This is a genomic window from Lysinibacillus sp. RC79, from assembly GCF_041262405.1.
GTDB lineage: Bacteria > Bacillota > Bacilli > Bacillales_A > Planococcaceae > Lysinibacillus.
This window is the reverse complement of the sequence record NZ_JBGCCD010000005.1, coordinates 57,544-79,532: the sequence shown is the minus strand read 5'-3', so window position 1 is coordinate 79,532 and position 21,989 is coordinate 57,544. Positions and strand designations below refer to the sequence as shown.

22 protein-coding genes and 2 riboswitches are annotated in these 21,989 nt (G+C 36.3%); of the genes, 6 read left to right on the top strand and 16 right to left on the bottom strand.

The window, feature by feature from the left end:
- Positions 1-12: 12 nt before the first annotated feature.
- Positions 13-1,029 (bottom strand): LacI family DNA-binding transcriptional regulator, encoded by a 1,017-nt coding sequence (locus tag ABH968_RS06645; protein WP_370043227.1) that lies wholly within the window; start codon positions 1,027-1,029, stop codon positions 13-15.
- A gap of 516 nt (positions 1,030-1,545) precedes the next feature.
- Between ABH968_RS06645 and ABH968_RS06640 the strand changes: the two genes are divergently transcribed.
- Complete coding sequence (locus tag ABH968_RS06640; protein ID WP_370043226.1) at positions 1,546-1,962, top strand: hypothetical protein; 417 nt, start codon at positions 1,546-1,548, stop codon at positions 1,960-1,962.
- Positions 1,963-2,073: 111 nt separating this feature from the next.
- Here ABH968_RS06640 and ABH968_RS06635 read toward each other — a convergent pair whose 3' ends face one another.
- Positions 2,074-2,748: a precorrin-3B methylase gene (locus ABH968_RS06635; protein WP_370043225.1), complete on the bottom strand. Its 675-nt coding sequence runs from the start codon at positions 2,746-2,748 to the stop codon at positions 2,074-2,076.
- A gap of 60 nt (positions 2,749-2,808) precedes the next feature.
- Positions 2,809-3,804, bottom strand: coding sequence for an ABC transporter substrate-binding protein (locus tag ABH968_RS06630; RefSeq protein ID WP_370043224.1), 996 nt, complete (start codon positions 3,802-3,804; stop codon positions 2,809-2,811).
- Between the two features lie 167 nt (positions 3,805-3,971).
- A riboswitch (cobalamin riboswitch) is annotated at positions 3,972-4,158 on the bottom strand.
- 156 nt (positions 4,159-4,314) lie between these two features.
- Here ABH968_RS06630 and ABH968_RS06625 point away from each other — a divergent pair.
- Positions 4,315-6,255: a GTP-binding protein gene (locus tag ABH968_RS06625; RefSeq protein WP_370043223.1), complete on the top strand. Its 1,941-nt coding sequence runs from the start codon at positions 4,315-4,317 to the stop codon at positions 6,253-6,255.
- A 170-nt stretch (positions 6,256-6,425) separates the two neighbouring features.
- On the opposite strand, the gene ABH968_RS06620 is transcribed toward ABH968_RS06625, so the two are convergent.
- From ABH968_RS06620 to ABH968_RS06605, 4 genes are all read right to left on the bottom strand, one after another.
- The gene (locus ABH968_RS06620; protein ID WP_370043222.1) at positions 6,426-7,190 is read right to left on the bottom strand and encodes a hypothetical protein; all 765 of its coding nucleotides are present in this window, start codon (positions 7,188-7,190) and stop codon (positions 6,426-6,428) included.
- An 86-nt stretch (positions 7,191-7,276) separates the two neighbouring features.
- Positions 7,277-7,405, bottom strand: a complete 129-nt coding sequence (locus ABH968_RS06615) for a hypothetical protein (protein WP_370043221.1) — start codon at positions 7,403-7,405, stop codon at positions 7,277-7,279.
- Positions 7,406-7,435: 30 nt separating this feature from the next.
- Positions 7,436-7,619, bottom strand: a riboswitch (cobalamin riboswitch).
- A 158-nt stretch (positions 7,620-7,777) separates the two neighbouring features.
- A complete protein-coding gene (locus tag ABH968_RS06610) occupies positions 7,778-8,749 on the bottom strand; it encodes a DUF2268 domain-containing putative Zn-dependent protease (RefSeq protein WP_370043220.1) in 972 nt (323 codons plus the stop codon).
- Positions 8,750-8,876: 127 nt separating this feature from the next.
- Positions 8,877-10,346: an amidase family protein gene (locus ABH968_RS06605; protein WP_370043219.1), complete on the bottom strand. Its 1,470-nt coding sequence runs from the start codon at positions 10,344-10,346 to the stop codon at positions 8,877-8,879.
- A gap of 280 nt (positions 10,347-10,626) precedes the next feature.
- Between ABH968_RS06605 and ABH968_RS06600 the strand changes: the two genes are divergently transcribed.
- The gene (locus ABH968_RS06600; RefSeq protein ID WP_370043421.1) at positions 10,627-11,010 is read left to right on the top strand and encodes a DUF4181 domain-containing protein; all 384 of its coding nucleotides are present in this window, start codon (positions 10,627-10,629) and stop codon (positions 11,008-11,010) included.
- Positions 11,011-11,161: 151 nt separating this feature from the next.
- Here the strand turns inward: ABH968_RS06600 and ABH968_RS06595 are convergent, their stop codons facing one another.
- The 9 genes from ABH968_RS06595 to ABH968_RS06555 all read right to left on the bottom strand — a co-directional run bounded on the left by ABH968_RS06595 (position 11,162) and on the right by ABH968_RS06555 (position 18,303).
- Complete coding sequence (locus ABH968_RS06595; protein WP_370043218.1) at positions 11,162-12,412, bottom strand: methyl-accepting chemotaxis protein; 1,251 nt, start codon at positions 12,410-12,412, stop codon at positions 11,162-11,164.
- Between the two features lie 250 nt (positions 12,413-12,662).
- Complete coding sequence (gene aspA, locus ABH968_RS06590) at positions 12,663-14,081, bottom strand: aspartate ammonia-lyase (RefSeq protein ID WP_370043217.1); 1,419 nt, start codon at positions 14,079-14,081, stop codon at positions 12,663-12,665.
- Between the two features lie 129 nt (positions 14,082-14,210).
- Positions 14,211-14,840, bottom strand: coding sequence for an NAD(P)-dependent oxidoreductase (locus tag ABH968_RS06585; RefSeq protein WP_370043420.1), 630 nt, complete (start codon positions 14,838-14,840; stop codon positions 14,211-14,213).
- Between the two features lie 75 nt (positions 14,841-14,915).
- A complete protein-coding gene (locus ABH968_RS06580) occupies positions 14,916-15,326 on the bottom strand; it encodes an Rrf2 family transcriptional regulator (RefSeq protein WP_370043216.1) in 411 nt (136 codons plus the stop codon).
- Between the two features lie 103 nt (positions 15,327-15,429).
- Complete coding sequence (locus ABH968_RS06575) at positions 15,430-15,636, bottom strand: thymidylate synthase (protein WP_370043215.1); 207 nt, start codon at positions 15,634-15,636, stop codon at positions 15,430-15,432.
- A 45-nt stretch (positions 15,637-15,681) separates the two neighbouring features.
- Complete coding sequence (locus ABH968_RS06570; protein WP_370043214.1) at positions 15,682-15,870, bottom strand: hypothetical protein; 189 nt, start codon at positions 15,868-15,870, stop codon at positions 15,682-15,684.
- A gap of 101 nt (positions 15,871-15,971) precedes the next feature.
- Positions 15,972-16,181, bottom strand: coding sequence for a hypothetical protein (locus ABH968_RS06565; protein ID WP_370043213.1), 210 nt, complete (start codon positions 16,179-16,181; stop codon positions 15,972-15,974).
- A 138-nt stretch (positions 16,182-16,319) separates the two neighbouring features.
- A complete protein-coding gene (locus ABH968_RS06560) occupies positions 16,320-17,297 on the bottom strand; it encodes a thymidylate synthase (protein ID WP_370043212.1) in 978 nt (325 codons plus the stop codon).
- A gap of 85 nt (positions 17,298-17,382) precedes the next feature.
- Positions 17,383-18,303 (bottom strand): hypothetical protein, encoded by a 921-nt coding sequence (locus tag ABH968_RS06555; protein WP_370043211.1) that lies wholly within the window; start codon positions 18,301-18,303, stop codon positions 17,383-17,385.
- Between the two features lie 208 nt (positions 18,304-18,511).
- On the opposite strand from ABH968_RS06555, the gene ABH968_RS06550 reads away from it, so the two are divergent.
- From ABH968_RS06550 to ABH968_RS06540, 3 genes are all read left to right on the top strand, one after another.
- The gene (locus ABH968_RS06550) at positions 18,512-20,704 is read left to right on the top strand and encodes an ATP-binding protein (RefSeq protein ID WP_370043210.1); all 2,193 of its coding nucleotides are present in this window, start codon (positions 18,512-18,514) and stop codon (positions 20,702-20,704) included.
- On the top strand, positions 20,697-21,323 hold the full coding sequence (locus tag ABH968_RS06545) for a response regulator (RefSeq protein ID WP_370043209.1): 627 nt from the start codon (positions 20,697-20,699) through the stop codon (positions 21,321-21,323). The genes ABH968_RS06550 and ABH968_RS06545 overlap by 8 nt, the downstream gene beginning before the upstream one ends.
- A 212-nt stretch (positions 21,324-21,535) precedes the next feature.
- Positions 21,536-21,736: a cold-shock protein gene (locus ABH968_RS06540; protein WP_053485982.1), complete on the top strand. Its 201-nt coding sequence runs from the start codon at positions 21,536-21,538 to the stop codon at positions 21,734-21,736.
- The last annotated feature ends 253 nt before the right edge of the window (positions 21,737-21,989 follow it).

Below are 21,989 nucleotides of genomic sequence, written 5' to 3'. Positions count from 1 at the left end.
CTTGCTGTTTTATTATGATAAGCTTAGATTTGGTGATGTACTACTTTCTCGTACTACCAGAGTCGGATTAAACATAACAGATGTCGTTTCGTTATTTTCAAGTTTTTGTATTAAAAGCTTAACAGCCTCCCGCCCCATTAAATAAGTATCCTGACGAATTGTAGTAAGCTTAGGTATTAATGCGGATACTAACGGAATGTCGTCAAAGCCTACGATCGATAAATCCGTTGGTATATGAATACCAAGCTCATGAGCCATACGATAAACACCGAATGCCATTACATCATTAAAGGCAAATATAGCCGTCACTTCTTTTTTCATAAGGAGGTCTTTGGACTTTTGGTACGCCATTTCCATCTGAAAGTTTCCTTCAATTATATGTGATGGCAAAAGTTCAACACCTGATTCTGACAGTGCTCTTTTGAAACCTTCTAAACGTTTAATAGACAAAGAAATAGACCTTGGTCCAATCATACATGCTATCTTTCTATGTCCTAGTTCTATTAAATGTTTTCCTGCTAAATATCCACCTTTATCATTATCTAAAAAGACACTGGAATGTTTTTTTTCATTTTTTCCCCTATCAACGAGCACAAAAGGAATTTTCGTTCGCGATAATTGCTCTTCATCTGATGGCTCCAAATAATCTTTTGCCGAAAAAATAATACCATCTACTTGTTGTTCTTCTAATAGTCGCAAATATCGCTTTTCTTTCTCAGATTGATCATCAGAATTACAGATGATTAAGCTATATTCTCTTTCATTCGCTTCATCTTCCACCCCCCGACATAATTCAGGAAAATATGGATTAGAAATATTCGGAATAATTAACCCGAATATCTTCGATCGCTTCGTAACTAGACCACGAGCAAATTGGTTAGGCTGGAAATCGACCTCCTCCATTACTTTTAGTACCTTTTCACGTGTCTTTAGGGACATTCCCTCCTCTTTTTCATTCAACACTCGCGAAACAGTGGTAATGGAAACACCCGCTTTTTTCGCAATATCTTTAATCGTCCATCTTTTCATAATCTTCACCTACTATTACTATAAGATCACTCTTTAAGAAAACGTTTTACGAAAACGTTTTCTCTCCACTACCATATCAAAACATAGTTAAATTGTCATTACTTTTCTGAAAAATCAGAAAATAAAAGATACAGCATTCTCTGCCCAATCCGTGTATGATTACATTTTTTCAAAGGTGATCAGATGAAAAAGAGGAAATCTTATAAAGTATTGCTTAAAGAATATGCGATGATCCAGAATAATAATGAAACATAAACTATGAAACGATATGCAAATTCCTCCCCTAAATGTTCATCTATTGCATAGACGTGAGAAACGCTGGATCTATACAATAAAGAACCTTCTAAAACTCTCGAAAGAACTAGTTGAACTTTTGGGTCAGTAGTAAATCAAATCCACCTTCAATAAAGAAGGCACTCTTATTAACCTCAACTTTTTTGGAGCAATGCTATATTACATAGGTTATAATTAAATAGAAAAATCTGATTAAAATTGATTTTATTAGGAGATAGATATATGGATTTAAAAGCATTAGAGCTATCTTTTGTGTTTGGCATTATTTATTTCTTTTTCGTAATCTCATTCTTTTTTAGAAAAAGAGGAAAAATAATTTTGTATAGTTTTGTAGCTATTATCCTTTTAAGCTATGCAGTATTACTAATTGTTCGTCCATATATACAGGATGCAAAATATAATAAATATACTCAAATGGTTGAAGTACATTTAGAAGAAAAATACCCAAATGCATCTTGGAAAATTAGTGTAGACAAAGATTCATTGTCAACAACATCAAATAGATACGAAATACAAGTGAAATTTGATGATGAACCAACAGTGCTTTATGGATATAGAGTAGAAAATGATAAAGTCATTCAAGATTACGTATCTTTCGAAAATAATGCATATCGGGACGGAAAGTACTTAGAAAATTAGGTTATAGATACTTTACTAAATTCAAATTAGAAAACCATGCAATTGAAATGCCTACAATTTATTTCTGTAGGCATTTTATTGAGGTATAACGAGATGATTATGAATCTCGGATTAAGTTATACTTTTTAATATCTCCCAATAATTAGCAGATTTTGTTCTACGATAAAATTTATAAAAAGGTTCATTCGGACGAGCGTGTTCCTTATAGAGCTCAATGATTTGCGTTAAAAAGCCTTCAATATGCTCCACTCCTACCCTTTTTGCAAACAGCGTTCCGGCTTGTGCATTCGCCCCCATTGGTACTGCTCCTAAATAGATGTCAAAGCTATCCTTTTGATAGACAAGTCCAATATCATCATAGACCGCATTATAACAGGCTGAGGCACAGCCATTGACATTTAAACGTAATCTTGTAGGGACCGTTATTCCTGCTAATGCATGATATAGCTGTTCAGTAATCGGTGCTGCCTCCATCTTATCACCATCACAAAAATCACAGGCCTTCATCGCTACAATTGGCCCTTGCTTTGCCACATACAGACCAGCATTTTCTAGCTCCTCAATCGTATTTGCTACATCTACTGTTGGAATAGATAATAATATGCTGTAAGAGGCAGAGTATTTGATCGCACCGGTCTCCCCTACAACCTTCGCTATTGTTTGAAATTGTGCAGGCGTATAATGTTTATTAATAATACCAGGACTTACGGCAAGACGAGTAAAATCCCCTTTATTGTTTAGCTTTTCAAAGGTTTTGTCCGGTATACTCGTACGGAATGCATTCATAAATGATTCTCCTTATGAAAAAAGAGCTAGCAAAACGCTAGCCCAGATTTATTTAGTAACTTAAAAGTTATCAGGATAGAAACCTTTTGCCAAAACTTGAATGGCTTCTGCAGCACGAACTCCTTCTGACGCAGCAGAAAGCGGTAAGATCACAAAGCGTTCATTTTTTACTGCTTCCGTTTCTTTTAAGGCTGGATCATTTTTTAAGAAATTTATTTTTTCTTCCGCCGTTGTTTCTCCGTAATCAACGACAACAACAACTTCTGGATTTCGTTCTACTACATTCTCTTTTGATACCGTAGTCCATCCTGATTCTACATCACCAAAAATATTTTTACCGCCAGCCATAGTGACAAGCTCATTCATAAAATTCTGTCCAGCAGTAAAGACATCTTTATCACCACTATCAAACACTAAAACCCGCAGTTCTTTCCCATCTTGAGGTAATTTTTCACGTACTGCATCTACATCCTTTGTCATTTTCTCAATTAAAGCTTCTCCACGATCCTCAATGCGGAAAATTTTCGCGATATTTCGAATATCTGTGAAAATATCGTCTAAAGTTGGTTTCGTCATATTTGAGGCAGTATGTAAATAAGTGTGAATCCCTAAGGCCTCAAGCTCTTCAGGTGTACCAACACCTTTCTCTCCAAAGGCACTTTTCCAACCACCATATAAAAAGTCTGCCTCAGCATTAATAACCTGCTCCTTTGAAGGATACTGTTCAGCTAACACAGGCACTTTATTGTAGGCAGCTTGCAAGGGCTCATAAATTTTGTCATCTAAGTATGCCGTCCCTACCATTGAATCTTCTAAACCTAAAGCCAGCATAATTTCTGTCACGTGTTGATTTAAGCTAATCACTTTTTTTGGTGCTTCCTTATATACTTGTGTCGTTCCATTATTTTCAATTGTTACTTCTGTCGTTTCAGCTTGTGAAGGCTCTACCTTCTCCCCATTTGCTGCAGATTCTGGTTTGTCCTTTGCGTTACACGCACCTAGTACAGCGATCAATGCTAGTGCAAAGACAAGCCATACGTGTTTCCATTTCTTCATGTCCTCTTCTCCTTTGATGTTAAATATATAGAAAGAAATCATTAGACTTCTTTGCTACCGAGTTAAGTTTCTAGAAAAGGGCATAAAAAAATCCCCTTGTTTCCAAGAGGTTAGCATAGCGAAAGAAAGGTTCTTCAACCTGTTCACTATCTCCATCCTCGTGGTTTAGTAAAATATATATATTGGCAGGTATCCTGGCTTAGGTTCATCATCTATACGCCTTCCCATAGCGTTGGCTACAGTGGCATCTCGTATAGACTCCCCATTTACAGTTGCGGGACAGCATCGGATTTGCACCGATTTCCCTTTTAAGCAAATGACAAAATCATTTGCACCAATATGTCGTTTTTATTTTGTTGTAAATAATCAGATTCACAATCTCACAAATAAATCATAATAATAAATATATTAAATATTTTAACACTATTGCGACATAAACACTACACGAAATATTTTTTTACCCAATTCTGTTACAATGTTGATATGAATTAATAGAAACGAGGATTTTTTATGAATGTAACAATTGGAGTACTTGCTCACGTTGATGCAGGAAAAACAACATTTTCTGAGCAGTTACTATTTCATACAAACAGTATTCAAGCCCGTGGGCGAGTAGATCACCAGGACACATTTCTAGACAATCATGAGTTAGAGCGTCAAAGAGGCATTACGATTTTTGCGGAGCAAGGTCGCATGACGATTGGAAATGATACATATACGTTAATCGATACACCTGGACACGTCGATTTCTCGCCAGAGATGGAGCGTGCCATTCGAGTTATGGATTATGCCATTATTATTGTTAGTGCGGTTGAAGGACTACAAGGTCATACTGAAACAGTGTGGCAACTTTTACGCCAATATCACGTCCCAACCTTCTTCTTTATCAACAAAATTGACCGTGAAGGAGCGGATGTTGAAGCCGTTATGGCACAGCTTCAAAAGGATTGCTCTGAGGATGTACTATTCGTAGATGAACCGCTCCGTTCTGACCATGTTTCCAATCACATGATGGAGTGGCTTGCAGAACGTGATGAGCAGCTTCTCGATGCTTTTCTTAATGAGACATTGGATAGCTCTAGCTGCCTTACTCAAATACAAACGATGGTTAAACAGGAAAAGGTCTTTCTATGTTTTTCTGGCTCTGCCTTGAAAGATATTGGGATAAAGGAATTCCTAGCACAGCTTCCCCTACTTACAGAGATACATTTTCATAACAATGCACCGTTTCAAGGTGAGGTGTTTAAAATTCGTCATGATGGACATCAACGCTTAACTTTTTTAAAGGCATTGCAGGGAACGTTACATGTGCGTGATGAATTTTCCTTTGGAGATGTAACAGAAAAAGTGACTGAGATTCGACTATACAATGGCAGCCGTTATGTAACAGTTCAAGAAGTCGAGGCTGGGGAGATTTTCGCAGTTAAAGGGATTAGTCAAGCAAACATCGGAGATATCATTGGTAATTCAGGTAACCCGCAGCCCTATGAATTAGTACCGACATTACAGGCGAAAGTACAATATGAAGGCGATCAACATATAAAGGAAGTATTAAAAATTTTCCGCATACTCGAAGCGGAAGAACCATCATTACGTGTGCTGTGGCATGAAAAATTTCAAGAAATTCATGTACATATTATGGGTGTCATCCAACTCGAGGTGCTTATCGATGTGCTTAATAAACGCTTCTCGCTAGACATTTTATTTAGCGAACCACAGATTTTATATATGGAAACGATCGCAACAACGGTGACGGGCTATGGTCATTTTGAGCCATTAAAGCATTATGCAGAAGTACATTTATTGATGGAGCCAAATACACGCGGTACTGGCAATACATTTGTCAATGCATGTCATGCGGATGATTTATCGGTTGGGCATCAACGACTCATTGAAAAACATTTATTCGAACGCGATCATCATGGGCTGTTAACAGGATTCCCTGTGACAGATGTTCGCTTCACTCTTTTAACGGGACGCGCACATATTAAACATACTGATGGTGGCGACTTCCGTGAGGCAACATTCCGAGCATTACGGCAAGGGCTGGAGCAAGCAGAAAATGTATTACTAGAGCCGTATTACCGCTTTAAGCTAAAAGCTCCTACTGATTTTATCGGCCGCATGATGACCGATATTCAACAAGCTGCTGGTACATTTGATGCGCCAATCTTAACTGAACATGATGCGATTTTAACCGGTCGAGCCCCTATCGCAACATTTATGAGCTACAGTACAACCTTTGCCGCCTACACTAATGGTAAGGGCGTACTTTCTCTACAATTTGATGGTTATGATGTGTGTCACAATACGGAAGACATTTTTGCACAAATTGGCTACGATAAAAACGCCGACCCCGAATATACATCATCTAGTATTTTTTGTGCAAAAGGCAAGGGCTACTCCGTTCCATGGCAAGAGGCAGAAGCAGCTATGCATTGTATTGACTGAATTCATAAAAACAGGACATGATTTTATATCATTGTCCTGTTTATTATGTTTCTTGGGGATTTACTATGCTATTGCGGGTATTTGCTCTGCTTCCGCGGGTATTTGCTCTGCTTCCGCGGGTATTCCACTCCAATTCGCGGGTATTCTTCTTCACCCCGCGCGTATTTAATTTATAAAGCTTGTACTGTTTTCTGTGCTTGTTTAAAAATGCGATATGAAGGTTCCACCACAACGTGGCTATGGGAATTAGAAAAATCAATTAAAACCTTGCCAGGTCGGCTTCTCAAAAGTTGCAAATTATCAATTAATTCAAGCAATAGTTCATGACCGTTACCACGTGGATGCCAGTTTAAATGATAATCATTAAGTTCCTTCACAGCTTCTAAAAATTGATGATACTCTCGCTCTACAAAATTAATCAGTTGTTTGTCTTTATGAGCTACCTGTGATAAATCCTCTAAATATATTTCATAAAAGCGCATTACTATCGAGCACAATAAATCATTGACCCGCGCAGCACTTAATATTGGATTAGGATCTTGGGAAAGTCGCTCTAAATTTGGTTTTGCACGCGTCGAATCAATGCGTGTAATTAAATGATAACGTTCACCATTCACCTCATACACAATTGGATTTGTCGGCATATACATCATAAAACTATTTGTTTTTGTTTTAAGCTGATCTGTCATATCCGCCTTTGCAAAAAGGTGCCCATTAATATTTTCATTTTGAATCCAAATAATATCTTTGTTATATAAAATTTGCTCAAATAATCGTTCATTACTAATAAGATTGCTAGCTATTAATTGATCAACAAGTGATTCTACAACCATTCTTGTTGTAACTTTCTTAGTAACTTCAGTGCGTGGCTGCTTACAAATTTTCATATTTAAAGATTGCGATTCCTGTGTTGTATATACATGAATATTCGTCATACTTCATCCTCTTTTCGTACATATTTTCAAAACGGAAGTCATCAGTAAAAAAAGGATTTCCTCGCGTTAAGAGGAAATCCTTCATTCTATCTTTTTCGTTCATCATATAATGTCAAACAATGCCCAAATATGAAAGAATTAGCTCGATAGCCAATACCTTCTTTTATTCTGGGCGTTTGACGTACAGTGACGAACAGAGCATTCTGTTTTGTCAACATGCCACCTCCTATTCCTCGTAGGGTTATGGTGTGTACTCATAATAGGCAGGTATCCTGACTCATGGTCATCGCTACTTTTCCCCTTCCCGTCGTTAAACAGTGGTATTTGAAAAGTCGCTCACATTTACAGTTGCGGGACAGTGTCGGATTTGCACCGACTTCCCTTTTAAGTAAATTGCACGCAATTTACACCTATTACTCCACGCTATTCAGTTGTCAAAGCAATCTAGTAAACTCTATATTCCTTATTGATTATTAAAATCAATTGTATAGGAGTGTATTTCCAAAGTCAAATAACACAATATATTCCAGTTACTTGTTCTTTTTCTTCATGTTATCTTCTTTCCCATAATTCGTTACAAAAAATTATTAATTAAAGTTTTCAAGATAATTTCCTTTTTCAAAAATTTCTTTTGAACTTATGGCAGTCCATTCCTCTGGTGTTAAATTTGGGTTCAAATCAAGATAGGATTTAACTAATTTATAGCCTACACCGTAACCATATAAACTAGGGAGGCCATTACCTCCCATAATAATTTCGTAAGACCGATTAAAGTCAGACTTTTCGAGATCTAATGCAATTTTCGACCAATCATCTTTGTTGTATGTTGTATAAATTGGATAATAATAAATGTCAGGATAAACTAGCTTATCAAACACAACTGCCTTTCCTTCAAATATTAGGTTATCCAAAATAGTTCTAGGTATATCTTTTCGTAAGTACTTCTCAGTCCAAACACTATGATGATATTCGTGAGCTATACCAGACCTTAAATCATTTTCGGTATAAGATTTATTGTATAGGACTATTATTTTTCCTGCCCCCACTGTAACCATACTTGCTTTTGTATTTGTGACAGGCAAAACACATACTGTTGTTTCATTTTCGGATGCAATCAGGTCAGAAGATTTTATAAGAGCTCCTTTTATAATTTTTTCTGTTTCTTCCCGGTCAATTTGTTCGCTTAATTTTTGATTTTCTGTTAGGCTATCAGGATCTACATTTAGAACAGGGTCAGCTATATGAAGATATTCACCATCCTCAAAACAAGCACTATATATTGGTTTAATTACCTCTTCATTATAAATCTCCAATTGTGAAAGTTCTGGATTACTTTTAACCTCATCTATATAGTTATTGTAAAGTTTATAGGCATTTACTATTTCAAACTTTTGCTTTGTTTGAGGGTGTTCGAATGATGTAACTATACTTTCAATATCTTGTTTTTCATTGGAATCAGAAAGTTTGTTTTTCGATTTTTCTGTTTGTGTACAGGAAGTAAGCGTTAGAATTGAAATTATTAGAACAAATGCCATAACTATTTTTAGATAATTTTTCAATAAAATCCACCTTCTGCAAAAAAAGAAAATTTTCACTTTTTTACCATCGATCAAATTCTAATACCCATTCCTTTATATAAGGCTATTCTCCGAGATTAACGGTGTTTACTTTGCCTACCAGAGGATCTTAATACAACTTCGGAGCTTTTCGTAGTTTAGTTGCTTGTTCAAATGAAAATGCGAGTTTTATTAGTACATCCTCACTAAATGCAGTTCCTGCGAAAGTTATGCCAAACGGTCTCCCATTTTCCATATACCCTGCTGGGACGGCAATAGACGGATAACCAGCTTTTGCACTAATTGTCGAACCTATATATGATGGAAAGATAATCGCATCTAATTCATATTTTTTTAACGTATAATCGATCCCTTGTTCTTGAGAAAAATACATATCTTCTAGTTTTGCATTTAAATAGTCAGAATCTCTTAATGTGTTCGGTAAATTCTCTCTCGATTCCAATTTATCCTGCCCATATTTCAACGACTTTCCTTTTGAATGTTTATTAAATTGAATTAACTCAGAGATAGAATGGACAGGCATGTGGGAAGGTAGATTGACAAGGAAATTATTTAAACTATGCTTTAATTCGTATTGCGGTACTCCCCATTTCCAGTCTCTATGAAAAGAAGGGATTTCGATACCTTCAATAATATCGGCTCCTTGCTCTCTTAAAACCTGAATTGCATTATTAAAAAGTGTTTCGTCATATTCCCCTGAGTCATAATAAGCTTTTGAGGCATTATTATAAACACCCATTCTAGCACCAATTAATCCTGTGGCATCTAAAAAATTGGTGTAATCCTTATATAACCTTTTTTCACTTTTATATGTGGCGACGTCTTCTTTATCTACTCCTGTTAATGCTCCCAATAAAATAGCTGCATCTGTTACTGTTCTAGCCATTGGTCCTGCTGTGTCTTGAGAGTAAGTAAACGGAATAATGCCCTGTCGACTAATGAGCCCAACTGTCGGTTTTATGCCAACTACTGAATTTTGAATAGCTGGACTTAAAATCGAGGCATCTGTCTCAGTTCCAATTGATAAAACAGAAAAATTCGATGCAACCGCTACCGCTGACCCTGAACTAGATCCTCCTACGAAAAGTTCTGGATCACCATAAGGATTAAGTGTTTGTCCACCTCGAGAACTATAGCCTGCCCACATCGTACTCGACATACCGTTTGCTAATTCAGTCATATTTGTTTTCCCTAAAATAACAGCCCCTGCTTCACGGAGCTTTTTTACTAGAAATGCATCCTGCTTAGCTAAATAATTTTCTAATGCTATTACGCCCGCACTAGTATGCATAAAATCTTTCGTTTCGATATTATCTTTTAAAACTACCGGAATTCCGTGTAGAGGCCCTCTAGTCCCTTTTGTTAGTCTTTCTTCATCTAAAGCTTCAGCAATAAATAGCGCTTCAGGATTAATTTCAAGCATAGAATTAATTCTCTGTCCATCTTGATCATACTTAGCAATTCTGTGTAAATAATACATAGTTAATTCTTTTGATGTTATATCACCATGTACCATAGCTGTCTGAATATCGATTACTGACAATTCTTCTTTAAGAAAACTATTAAAATTTATACCCATTCATATTCCCCACCCTTCTTTCAAAATTATACCAAAAAATCAACTTTTACTCAAAATGCCATTCCAATTTTTAGCAATGTTTCTTTAACATAAATTTCAAAATCCCCGCCGGCTCCTCCCCTTCCCGTTTGCACATTTTCCAATTCACTACTAAATCACACTCTACTGTGCTACACTCTCTATACAGAAAGAATTTTCAGTTAGTTTAGAAAAGAGCAGGTTTAAGAGGTGATTGAAATTGATTAATTTTGAACTAAGGACACTAATACTTTTTCTAATTGTGCTTGTTTTAGTAATTAGTACTTTTGGATTTGTCATTAGAAAGCTGCTAGGTGTCGAAAGAAAGAAATGGTTTTCTTATAATCACCTTAACGAAAGACATAAAAAACTAGATTGGACTGTACGAATAATTTTTTTAAGTCTATTATTAATTAGTTCGTATTATATGATTTACAACGATACAGTTGGAATTCCCTGGTATTTTGAAACATGGTTTATCTTAATTATCTTTTTAATAACATCTGAAATGTTACGAGCATTTATGGAATGGAGATATGCGGATAATAAAAGGGATTTTGTTGTTACTATCGCAGAAATGATGTTTATGATTAGCATAGTATTTTTGACGATAAAAACCGATTTTTTCGGCTTATTTAATATTTAATTCCGAAGCTATTAAGTAAAGGAATCGGCTCTACGCTATCACTCGTAACAACGGTTAATCAATGCAACTGATATAAAATAAAAAAGGCTATTTCGCAGAAAATTAATTCCTGTAAAATAGCCTTTTTTAATGAATACTATATTTCTATCAATTAGTGTCTACTAAATCTCTGTGTCAGCTTTTGTAAATTTTCAGCTTGTACACATAAGTCTTGTGATACTACCATGTTGACCGCTTGCATGGAAGCACTTTGCTCATCAACTGACTGCAGAACGACCTCTGTATTATTAGATAAGCTATCCATTCCAGTTGCGATTGTCGATACTAATTTTGTCACCTCATTCGCACTACTTGAAAGCTCTTCAGCTGTTGCGGAAATATCCTCTAGCTGGTTCGTCATTTTGCTAACATGCTGAGAGATCGTACCAAACGACTTTGTGGCCTCATCAATAACATAGACGCCTTGTTGAACGTTTTTCAAGTCCTCTTCGACAGAGGTAGCTACTTGTTTTGTATCACTTTCAATGCCCACTACTAGCTCGACAATTTGAATAGCCGAATGCTTAGATTGCTCTGCCAATTTTCGAACTTCCTCCGCTACTACTGCAAAGCCTTTACCATGCTCTCCGGCACGCGCTGCTTCAATCGCTGCATTTAATGCAAGCAAATTCGTCTGATCTGTAATAGCCGTAATCATGTCTGTCATCGATTTGATATCTGTCATTTTTCCAGATAATTGCTGCATTAATTCACTTGTTTTTTCAGTAGAAGTTGAAATAAATTCCATCTGATTTTTAGCCACATGTAAAATTTCCGCACCGTTGCCTGCAATGTCATTTGCTTCTTTTGCATGATCAAATACATCTTGCGTTGCCACGGTAATACGTTCAATGCCATCAGCAGTTTCTTGCATAGCGATAGCACTTTCATTTGCAGACTGTGCTGCTTTCTTAAGACCCTCAGTTGTATTCTCCATTTGTGAATCAACTTCGTTAACTGCATTTGTAATTTCATTTGTACTTGCTGATAGCTCCTCTATGCTCGCTGATAAATCTGTAGAACTACTCGCAATTTTTTGTGTCATCGTATGTAATTGTTCCTTCATCTCTAAAAACGCTTTAGCTAAGTCTGAGATCTCATCATTGGAATTAATTTCAATCGGAGCTGTACGCAAATTTCCATCAGCGATTGCTTGAGCGGATTCTGCTAATTGCTTAATAGGCTTAATGATTTTAAATTTTACATAGAAAATACAAGATAATGTCATAGTAATTCCCATTACTGTTAATAAAGTTGATAACCATTTTAATGAAGTTAAATTTGCTAGGTCGATAATTAAAATGACACCCATGAGAACATTTAAAGTAGAAAAGCAAATTATACTTTTTTTCCGTAAACTCATACTAAATTCCTCCAACTATAATATTACTCCAACGTAGTTATTATAGTTTAATTCTCCTGAAATTCATAGAAAAAAGCCCAACTTTTGTAAGAGAAATGAATTACAAAAGAGAAAGTGCTTTCGTAGTATCGAAAACCATTGTGTCAATGAAGATGTGATATAAAAGTATGACTCCTTAAATTTATTGACATAATAGTTTTTACAAAAACATAAAAGCACTTTGCCTTAGACAAAGTGCTTTCATAATAAATTATTTTAATTTCATAATACTTGATCCGGCAATACCTGGATGTGTCATCTCATATGGATCTAGAATTAAATCTAATTGCTCTTTCGTTAGTACACCTTCTTCGATGCAAAGTTCACGAATTGAACGACCAGATAAAATTGCTTCACGCGCAATTCGTGCAGCTACCTCATAGCCAATATGCGGGTTCACTGCTGTTAACACACCAACGCTTTTTTCCACATATTCTTTCATGCGGTCTTCGTTTGCTTCAATATCTTTCAAGCAATTTTGTGTAAATGCTCGGAACACGTTATTCATAATGCTAATAGATTGAATTAAGTTAAAGACAAGCACAGGCTCCATAACGTTTAATTCTAATTGTCCTGCTTCAGATGCTAAAGAAATCGTATGGTCATTACCAATTACTTGGAATGCCACTTGGTTAAGAACCTCTGGCATAACAGGATTTACTTTCCCTGGCATAATAGAAGATCCAGGTTGACGAGCTGGTAAAACGATTTCCCCTAATCCAGCACGTGGACCAGATGCCATTAAACGAAGGTCATTAGCGATTTTCGACATATTAATCATACAGATTTTTAATGAGCCTGATACTTCTGTATAAGCATCAGTATTTTGTGTTGCATCCACCAGGTGTGTAGCGCCTTTAAGCGGCAATCCTGAAATTTCAGCAAGATGAACATCAACTGATTGAATATAGTCAGGGAATGCATTTAATCCTGTACCAACAGCTGTTGCTCCCATATTTACATCATATAAATTTGGGCGAGTTTGACGAATACGCGCAATATCACGAGTGATAACACGGCAATATGCTTCAAATTCTTGCCCTAATCGAATCGGTACAGCGTCTTGTAAATGTGTACGTCCCATTTTAATAACATGCGCAAATTGCTCCGCTTTTTGGTGGAACACCGCTTGCATGTTTTCCATTGTAAGAAGTAGTTCATCTATCAAATTCAACACAGCAATATGAATTGCTGTTGGGAAAGCATCGTTTGTTGATTGTGACATATTAACATGGCTGTTTGGGCTAATTGTTTTGTAGTCCCCTTTTTCTTTGCCCAAAATCTCTAAGGCACGGTTAGCAATAACCTCGTTGGCATTCATATTAATAGATGTGCCAGCTCCACCTTGGATTGGGTCAACGAGAAATTCAGCATCCCACTCACCGTCAATAACTTCTTGTGCAGCCTCGACAATTGCATCTCCGATTTCTGTTGAAAGTAGGTGTACCTCCATATTACTCATAGCAGCTGCTTTTTTTACAATACCCATTGCTTTAATAAGAGCAGGGTGAATTGTATATCCTGTAATCGGGAAATTTTCAGTTGCACGAAGCGTCTGAATTCCATAATAAGCATTGCTTGGTAAGGCACGTTCACCTAAAAAGTCTTTTTCTATACGTTGTGTGGACATAATTGTCGTCTCCTTTTATGTAATCCTCACACTTGATAGTAGCTAATTAATGCAGTAATGTAAACAGTCATTTGTCTGTAAAATGAAAAATAATAATAACCGAGCGCAGTTTTTACGCTCGGTTGATCATTATTTATTAGAAGTCACTGTAAAACGGCTGTTAACATGCTTTGGATTTTCAATTTCATCAAACACTGTAACGGCATAATCTGCATAGCTCACATAACTTTCACCAGCAGCATTTATTAATAAATGATCTTCTCCAGTAGTATAGCTACCTGTACGTGGACCTTCTGGATCAAAGAAAGCAGATGGGCTTAAGAATGTCCAAGTAATAGTTGATTGTTGTAAGTCACGTAGATTTTCACCTTGGTTTTTAGCTGTCGCGTAAAACATTTCTGGAAAATCCGGTGTATCCATTACGCGTACAGTTTTCTCTGGGTCTACAAACAGACTACCCGCCCCACCGACAACAAATAATTTTGTATGAATACCAGTGAAAATCTCAATTAAATGACGGCCAGCTTTCACATGTAATTCCTCCTGACCAGCAGGAGCACCAAACGCATTTACGACTACGTCAAAGCCTTTCATATCTTCTTGAGATAATGCAAAAACATCCTTTTCAATTACTGGAATATTGGCTGTTACTTTGGAAGCTGAACGGACAATCGCAGTTACATCATGACCACGTTGCAGCGCCTCCTCTACAATCTTTTGTCCTGCTTTCCCTGTTGCCCCAATTACTGCAATTTTCATCATTATAATTCCTCCTATTTTTCAATTGTAACCATTTTAGTTACAGGTTAGATACAAAAGACCGACTTCGTTGATTTAACGAAGTTGATCTAGCACATCCTGTAAAGTTTGTGCTTGTAATTGTTCTTCCATTGCATGCCAAACAGATGTATAAACACCTTCCAACGACCGTTGGATTTTTCGACCAACTGTACATGCTGGATTTGGCTCATCATGAATCGCAAATAGCTGCTCTGGCCCATCAATCGCATGGTAAATAGCTAAAAGCGTTAAATCATTTGGCTCTACTAAAAGGTCATAGCCTGCAATACCTGATTGTGAGGTAAGCAAGCCCCCTTTTTTAAGCACACCGATCATTCGTCGCACAACAACTGGATTTGTATTCACACTTCCAGCGATGTACTCAGACGTCAGCTGACTTTTATCAGATGTTGTTGCAATAAGCGAAAGTATATGGATCGCTACCGAAAATCGACTGTTCACCATATGTATCACCACCCGTTGTAACTATTATAGTTACAGGTTTAAATAAAAGCAAACAAATTACTCTATTTGTACCTGCATTTATTTTTCTCATTTTACGGAGTATTTATACTTTCTTTACGTAAATGACTAATTCTTGTCGTATTTCTCCATCTTGCTCATAAAAGTCTAAGTTATGGAATTCATACTTAAAATGGCCAACCGGAAACGTCACACTTTCGCCCTGTGCCGCTGCTAATATACCTGCCACATCATGTGACACCATTTGTAAAAGCTCTGTACCTAAAACCGAATCTACAAATATCACGTTCATTATATAACACCTCCTCAGCTATTATAGCTTAGAAGGCGCTTACATTTATAGTCTTTCTTTATAACGTTTCAGGCGAATTTCCTCAATGACTTGCATCATATTATGTATTTGCTCCTGTGTTAATTTTGTAGAGATGTGTGGTAGCTCAGATCCCTCTTTTGGTTGAGGAGTATTCATAAGCAATTTCGTCCTTAAACGTTGCTCACGTTCTCTTCCGTCTATTTGAAAAATCAATGATACCCTCACATCATTCACCTCTAAATTTTTATTAGGACTTCCAGATTAAAACTTATATCGGAAAAATTTCATAAATTTAAACATCCTTCATATAATTGCTAGAGATTTCGCTCTAGATTAACCAATTTGGCTCTTTCTGTTGCTTTGGCATTTCTATCCACGACTTTGCTGGTTCTATCCATCATTTTGACCTTTCTATCCACGATTCTGGCGGTTTTATCCACCATTTTGACCTTTCTAACCACGACTTTGCTGGCTCTATCCATCATTTTAGCATTTCTATCCGTCGCTCTGCTAGTTCTTTCCATCACTCCGGCTCTTCTATCCGTCGCTCTAACTTTTATCCATCACCTTGCTGCTTCTATCCTTCGCTCTAACAAATCTACCCGACGATTCGCTATTAGTTCGCTTAAAAAAGCAGCAGCCAAGACGGCTGCTGCTTCTGTTTAAACGGCAATTGGTGCTTTAATTGTTGGGTGTGGATCATAGCCCTCAATAGAAAGATCTTCGAGCTCTATGTCGAAAATTGACGTTTTATTTGGATTAATTTTTAAGGTTGGTAGGTCCTTAAGCTCGCGCGAAAGCTGTTCTTTTACTTGTTCCACGTGATTTACATATATATGAGCATCCCCAATGCTATGAATAAATTCGCCAACTTCTAAACCACATTCATGTGCAATTAAATGTGTCAGTAATGCATATGATGCAATATTAAATGGACAGCCTAGTAATGTATCAAGGCTTCTTTGCATTAGCTGACAGCTCAATTTACCATTTGCGACATAAAATTGGAACATCACGTGACATGGAGGTAATGCAGCTTTACTGCCCTTTCCTCCAGCATTGATCACATCCTCTGGATTCCATGCATTGACAATAATGCGTCGTGAATCTGGATTGTGCTTGATTTGATCGATTACATCTTGCAATTGATCGATACTTTCCCCTGTTGATGTTGTCCAATTACGCCACTGCTTGCCGTAAACATTTCCAAGCTCGCCGTATTTACGTGCAAATTCATCATCTGTTAAAACACGCTCACAAAATGATGCTAACTCTTTTTTGTAGTTAGCATTGAAAGACTCGTCCACTAAACAACGACGACCAAAGTCTGTCATATCAGGACCTGTGTATTCATCAGACTCAGCCCATTTTTTAAAAGCCCATTCATCCCAAATATGGTTGTTGTTTTGCAGTAAATAACGAATATTTGTATCCCCTTTGATAAACCAAAGTAGCTCGCTTGCTACAAGCTTGAATGGTACACGTTTAGTCGTTAAAAGAGGAAAGCCTTTGCTTAAATCAAATCGCATTTGATAGCCAAATACACTATATGTACCTGTTCCTGTACGATCTTCCTTTTTAACGCCATTATCTAATATATGTTGTAGTAAATTTAAGTACGCGATTTCTGGATGTGCCATGTTAATAAACAGCTCCTTCAAGTATGCTGTTGACCATTATAACATCTAATAACTACATTTGGACGCCCAAAAATAAAAACAATATTTACATGTCAGAGCCAAAGGAATTGCTTTCCAGCTCTTTTGAGATTTCATTCTCAATCGTGACAAAAAACATTGGCAACAAAATAATATTAAATACAATAGGTCCAATAATAAGCACGAGATCAATCCCTGGGGAGAAATAGAGACCAAACGCAGTCAGTAACCCTGACATGACAAGAAAAACAATTTGCACACCGATAATCATTAATGGAATGATTTGGTACAGATAGTTAAGCTTTCGGAACTGATGCATGTTTTCTGGATCTTCAATAATTCTCTTTTTTAAACGCCTTGATAAAATTATACAGGCAATAAACTGTGCAATAATAAAGCTAAAATAAATAACACTTTGTAGTACCATTTGCCCTTTCATAACCGTGCCATTAAAATGTCCTACCCGCTGCTGAAGAAGCTCGTTGACCTCTCCCTCATAAACATATTCCTGTTCACTAAAATAAGTGGGCGGTGCCACAAAGCCAAGAGTTGCCCAATCCTTTGAGTTGGCTTTCCAGTCGATTAATTTGCTAGCCAAAATGCGTAATTGAATGGCATCATTTTCACCAAACATACCTACTAAAAAAGTATATGGTATCGCTACCTTCATTTGACCATCTTGTTTTTCATTAATTAAATCTTTAATGGAAAAAGTGTACGCAACATCAGTCTGGTGGGCTTCATAACGAGCATCCCCGATCTTCCAATGACTAGCTAAGGAAGATTCAATATTATTCTTCATTTCAACATACGGCGTATCTTTATGTAAATGCTTAGGAATCTTATAGACAAAATGATTGTCACCCCCAATAATGCAAATATCTACTTTCACCGCATCATTCTCAAAGTTCTTAGCGATTGTTGTCTTCGGGTACGACATTATGACGACTAGAAAAAAAAGGATTAGTGGCAATCCTTTCTTTTTCATGCAATGCTCCCCCTTTTCGTCACATATGCTAGATTTACACTATCATAGGCTACACCGAAAAAACTACTTCGTTATTCCGAAAAAGCAATAGTGGTTTTCCGAAACACCTTATTTCGGTATTCCAAAATTACCAAAAATTATGGATAATATATAGGTACTTAAGATTGAAATGGGGCAATATTATCATGCAAATAAATGTGAGAAAACTATGAGTAAATGGACATATAGTATTTTCATAACCTACCTACTCCTCGGTATTTATGTGCTTGTAGTGGCAATACGAATACCTTTAATTCATATTTTTGTAGACACAACTAGCGAACAGCCTATTATTGATGGATTCTATTATCCCGATTGGGCACAGCAAAATAATATTGAAAAAGGTGATCTTCTACTGACAATCGATGGCAAGCCTGCAGAAGATGTTCGTTCTATCCAACTCGATTCTATCGTTAGAAGTGCTAAGGAACTAACGTTTATGAAGCCTGATGGTGATGTTCATTCTGTTACAATTAAGCATAAAGATATTCCGGAAGAATTTTATTTGCAAATTATTTTTCCACTGTTTTATTTTGTCTTATCTTTTGGCGTCGCTATCTATTTATGGCGAAGAAATAAAGATAATCTGCTAACTAGTCTACTAACATTATTTTTATTAACTTGTTCATTGGCTTATATAAGTACAGGAGCCTCAGGTAGAGGAAATCTAATTGGATCATCAGTAATAACTATTGGTATCGTTTTATGCATAGTGCTTTTTATTCACTTTTTACAGTTTTATTTCCGCTATCTACGTATAGAATGGCGCTACATCAATACTAAGTGGCTTTATTTACTATTACTATTGATACCTTGCTGTGATTTCATTGAAATAGTTAATTCTGACTTCAGGACGATAGCATCATTAATTAACTTAGGAATGTTTGCTGTTCTAGTTTTCTATGCCATCTATATTTTACTAACGAGTTATTTACGAACTAAACTGGCAAAAATCCGTCTGATCACTATTGCGTTTATTACGCCTTTTCTGCCGTTTTTACTGTTTTTCGTCATACCTGAAATAGTAGGTCTGAACCCTATTTTACATGCTGAGGTAGCTGCATTATTTTTATTGTTTATTCCTTTTTCTTTTATCTTCATTCAATTGAATGAACGATTATTCGATATTGAATATCAATTATCTCGTTTGCGCTATTATTCAACACTTGCTTTTTTTAGTGCATTAATATTAACTACGGGCGTTACTATACTGTTTATAGACAAATTATCGATTATTAAAATTACGAGCGTCTATATACTTGTATTCTTCGTCATCATTGCTAGCTTCTATATAAAAGAGCAGCTTGATTTTAAGTATCGAAAGATTATTTTTTCATCTACTGGCAATTATGTACATAATTTATATGCTGCCGTTAATCGTATGGGTAAAGCAAAAAATCAGCAAGAATTACTGGATCAATTCAAGTATGAAATAACAGAAAAGCTTGGTACTACAGCTTTTACGATTACAACAATAACGGAAGATGTGCCATTCACTCGTGGTGAAGTCAACATAGGGAATGAAATGACTCACCTGCTATTACATGATACAGGTGAAGAAAAAATCATGTTAAACATTAGACATGTATTACAAAAAGAAGAGCTTCTTTGGTTAGAGTTACTTGCCCTCTATGTTTCAATGTTTATTGATAATTTAAAGCTTATTGAAGATTTAGTATGTGAAATAAGGCTTATGAAGGATAACAATGATACACAGCTTCCTTGGCTCGATAAATTATTATGGAATATCATTGAAAAGGAAAAAAGTATTTTAGCACAGGAATTACATGACACTATTTTGCAGGAGCAACTTCATTTAGCGAGAGAGTTAGATGTTCTTGCTAGCTCGCCTATTATAAAAAAAGAAAAGGTATTAGATATTCGAGAACAATTGCTAAATGCATCGAAGGATTTACGGGAGTATTGTGAGAATCTAAGCCCTCCATTACTAGACACATTTGGGCTACAAATCGCTTTAAAAAAGCTGATTCAAAAGGTGAAAATACGGGCCGACTTTTTGTTAAACGCCCAAATAGACCGTGTCCAATTTCAGGATGTAACCTTACATTTAGTCGTCTATCGCCTTGTGCAGGAACTTTTAAATAATGCAATTAAGCATGCTGAGGCAACCGAAGTTTCACTAACACTGCAAGCGATAAATCGTGGTTTTATCCTCCAATACGATGATAATGGTATTGGAGGCAATATTGAAGATTTAATGCAATCTTCAGCTTCTATGGGCATTAACGGTATTCGAGAACGTGTCCGTGCTTTTAATGGAGACATCACAATAGCCTCCAGTCATAATGAAGGAATGCATATATTTATTCAAATACAAGAGGACGTGGAATCATATGATTGATATTCTTATTGTAGATGACCATCCTGTCGTTTTAGATGGTACAAAAACTTTATTACAGGATTTAACAAATGTTCATATAGACACAGAGCAGGATAGTGCAGCTGTTCTAACGAGAATGGATGCTCAAGATTTTCAATTATTTTTGATCGATATTAATATGAAACCAATCAACGGCATCCAACTTTCAGAAATGATTAAGAAAAAGCAACCCGAAGCACTTATACTACTCTATACAGGCTATGAGCTTTCCGATTATTACGAACTACTGATCGAGAAAAAGGTCGATGGACTATTATCAAAGCTTGCCACGAAAGAGCAAGTGATTCAAACCATCCAAGCCGCACTAAGAGGCGAGATCCTACTAGCAGCTGATTTTTTAGATTTTGTCCATCAGCGGACCAATCTACCAAATGTGCAGCAAGATGTTTTACTAAGCGACAAGGAGCAAGAGATTTTACAACTTGTCGCGCAAGGCTGTACAAATAAAGCAATTGCTTCAGCTATTGGGGTCACACAGCGCACCGTTGAAAACTATTTAACCAAACTTTTTGTCAAACTAAACGTAGAATCACGTGCAGAAGCAGTAATTGTCGCTAAAGAGAAAGCATGGATCAACTAATTATATTTAAAATATGTAAATTTTTTCTTACTAAAATCGGAATATACTGGATAAATGTATAAAACTATTATATAATCAAAACAATAATTACATTACTTCATCTTAGCCGTTAAAATCACGTATTCAAAAGTAATACGAGCTTTTGAATACGTGATTTTTTTACACGCGATCGAAGGAATATGATTGTTTAATTTTTTTGGGAGGTTGTTCACATGACACAAGGTACAGTAAAATGGTTTAACGCAGAAAAAGGTTTTGGTTTTATCGCGGTAGAAGGTGGAAATGATGTATTTGTACATTTCTCTGCTATTCAAACAGATGGCTTTAAAACTTTAGATGAAGGCCAAAAAGTCGAGTTCGGCGTAGAAGAAGGTAACCGCGGACCACAAGCAACTAATGTTGTGAAGATTTAATTTTAGCTTTAGCATGAATAATGCAAAATTCAAGAGACATCCAAATTGCGGATGTCTCTTTTTTACGGTTATTTAATTTGTACAGCTTCAGACTTTGAATGATAGCATATCATATTCAAAGTCCCAATATAAAACGGATAAAACAAGAGCATTGCAAAAAGAACTAACCCTTGTACGGGCGCCGGCATATCTCCCTGATAAGTGATTGGATACACACTTACGAATATAAAAATAAATAACGCTGTATAGGGCA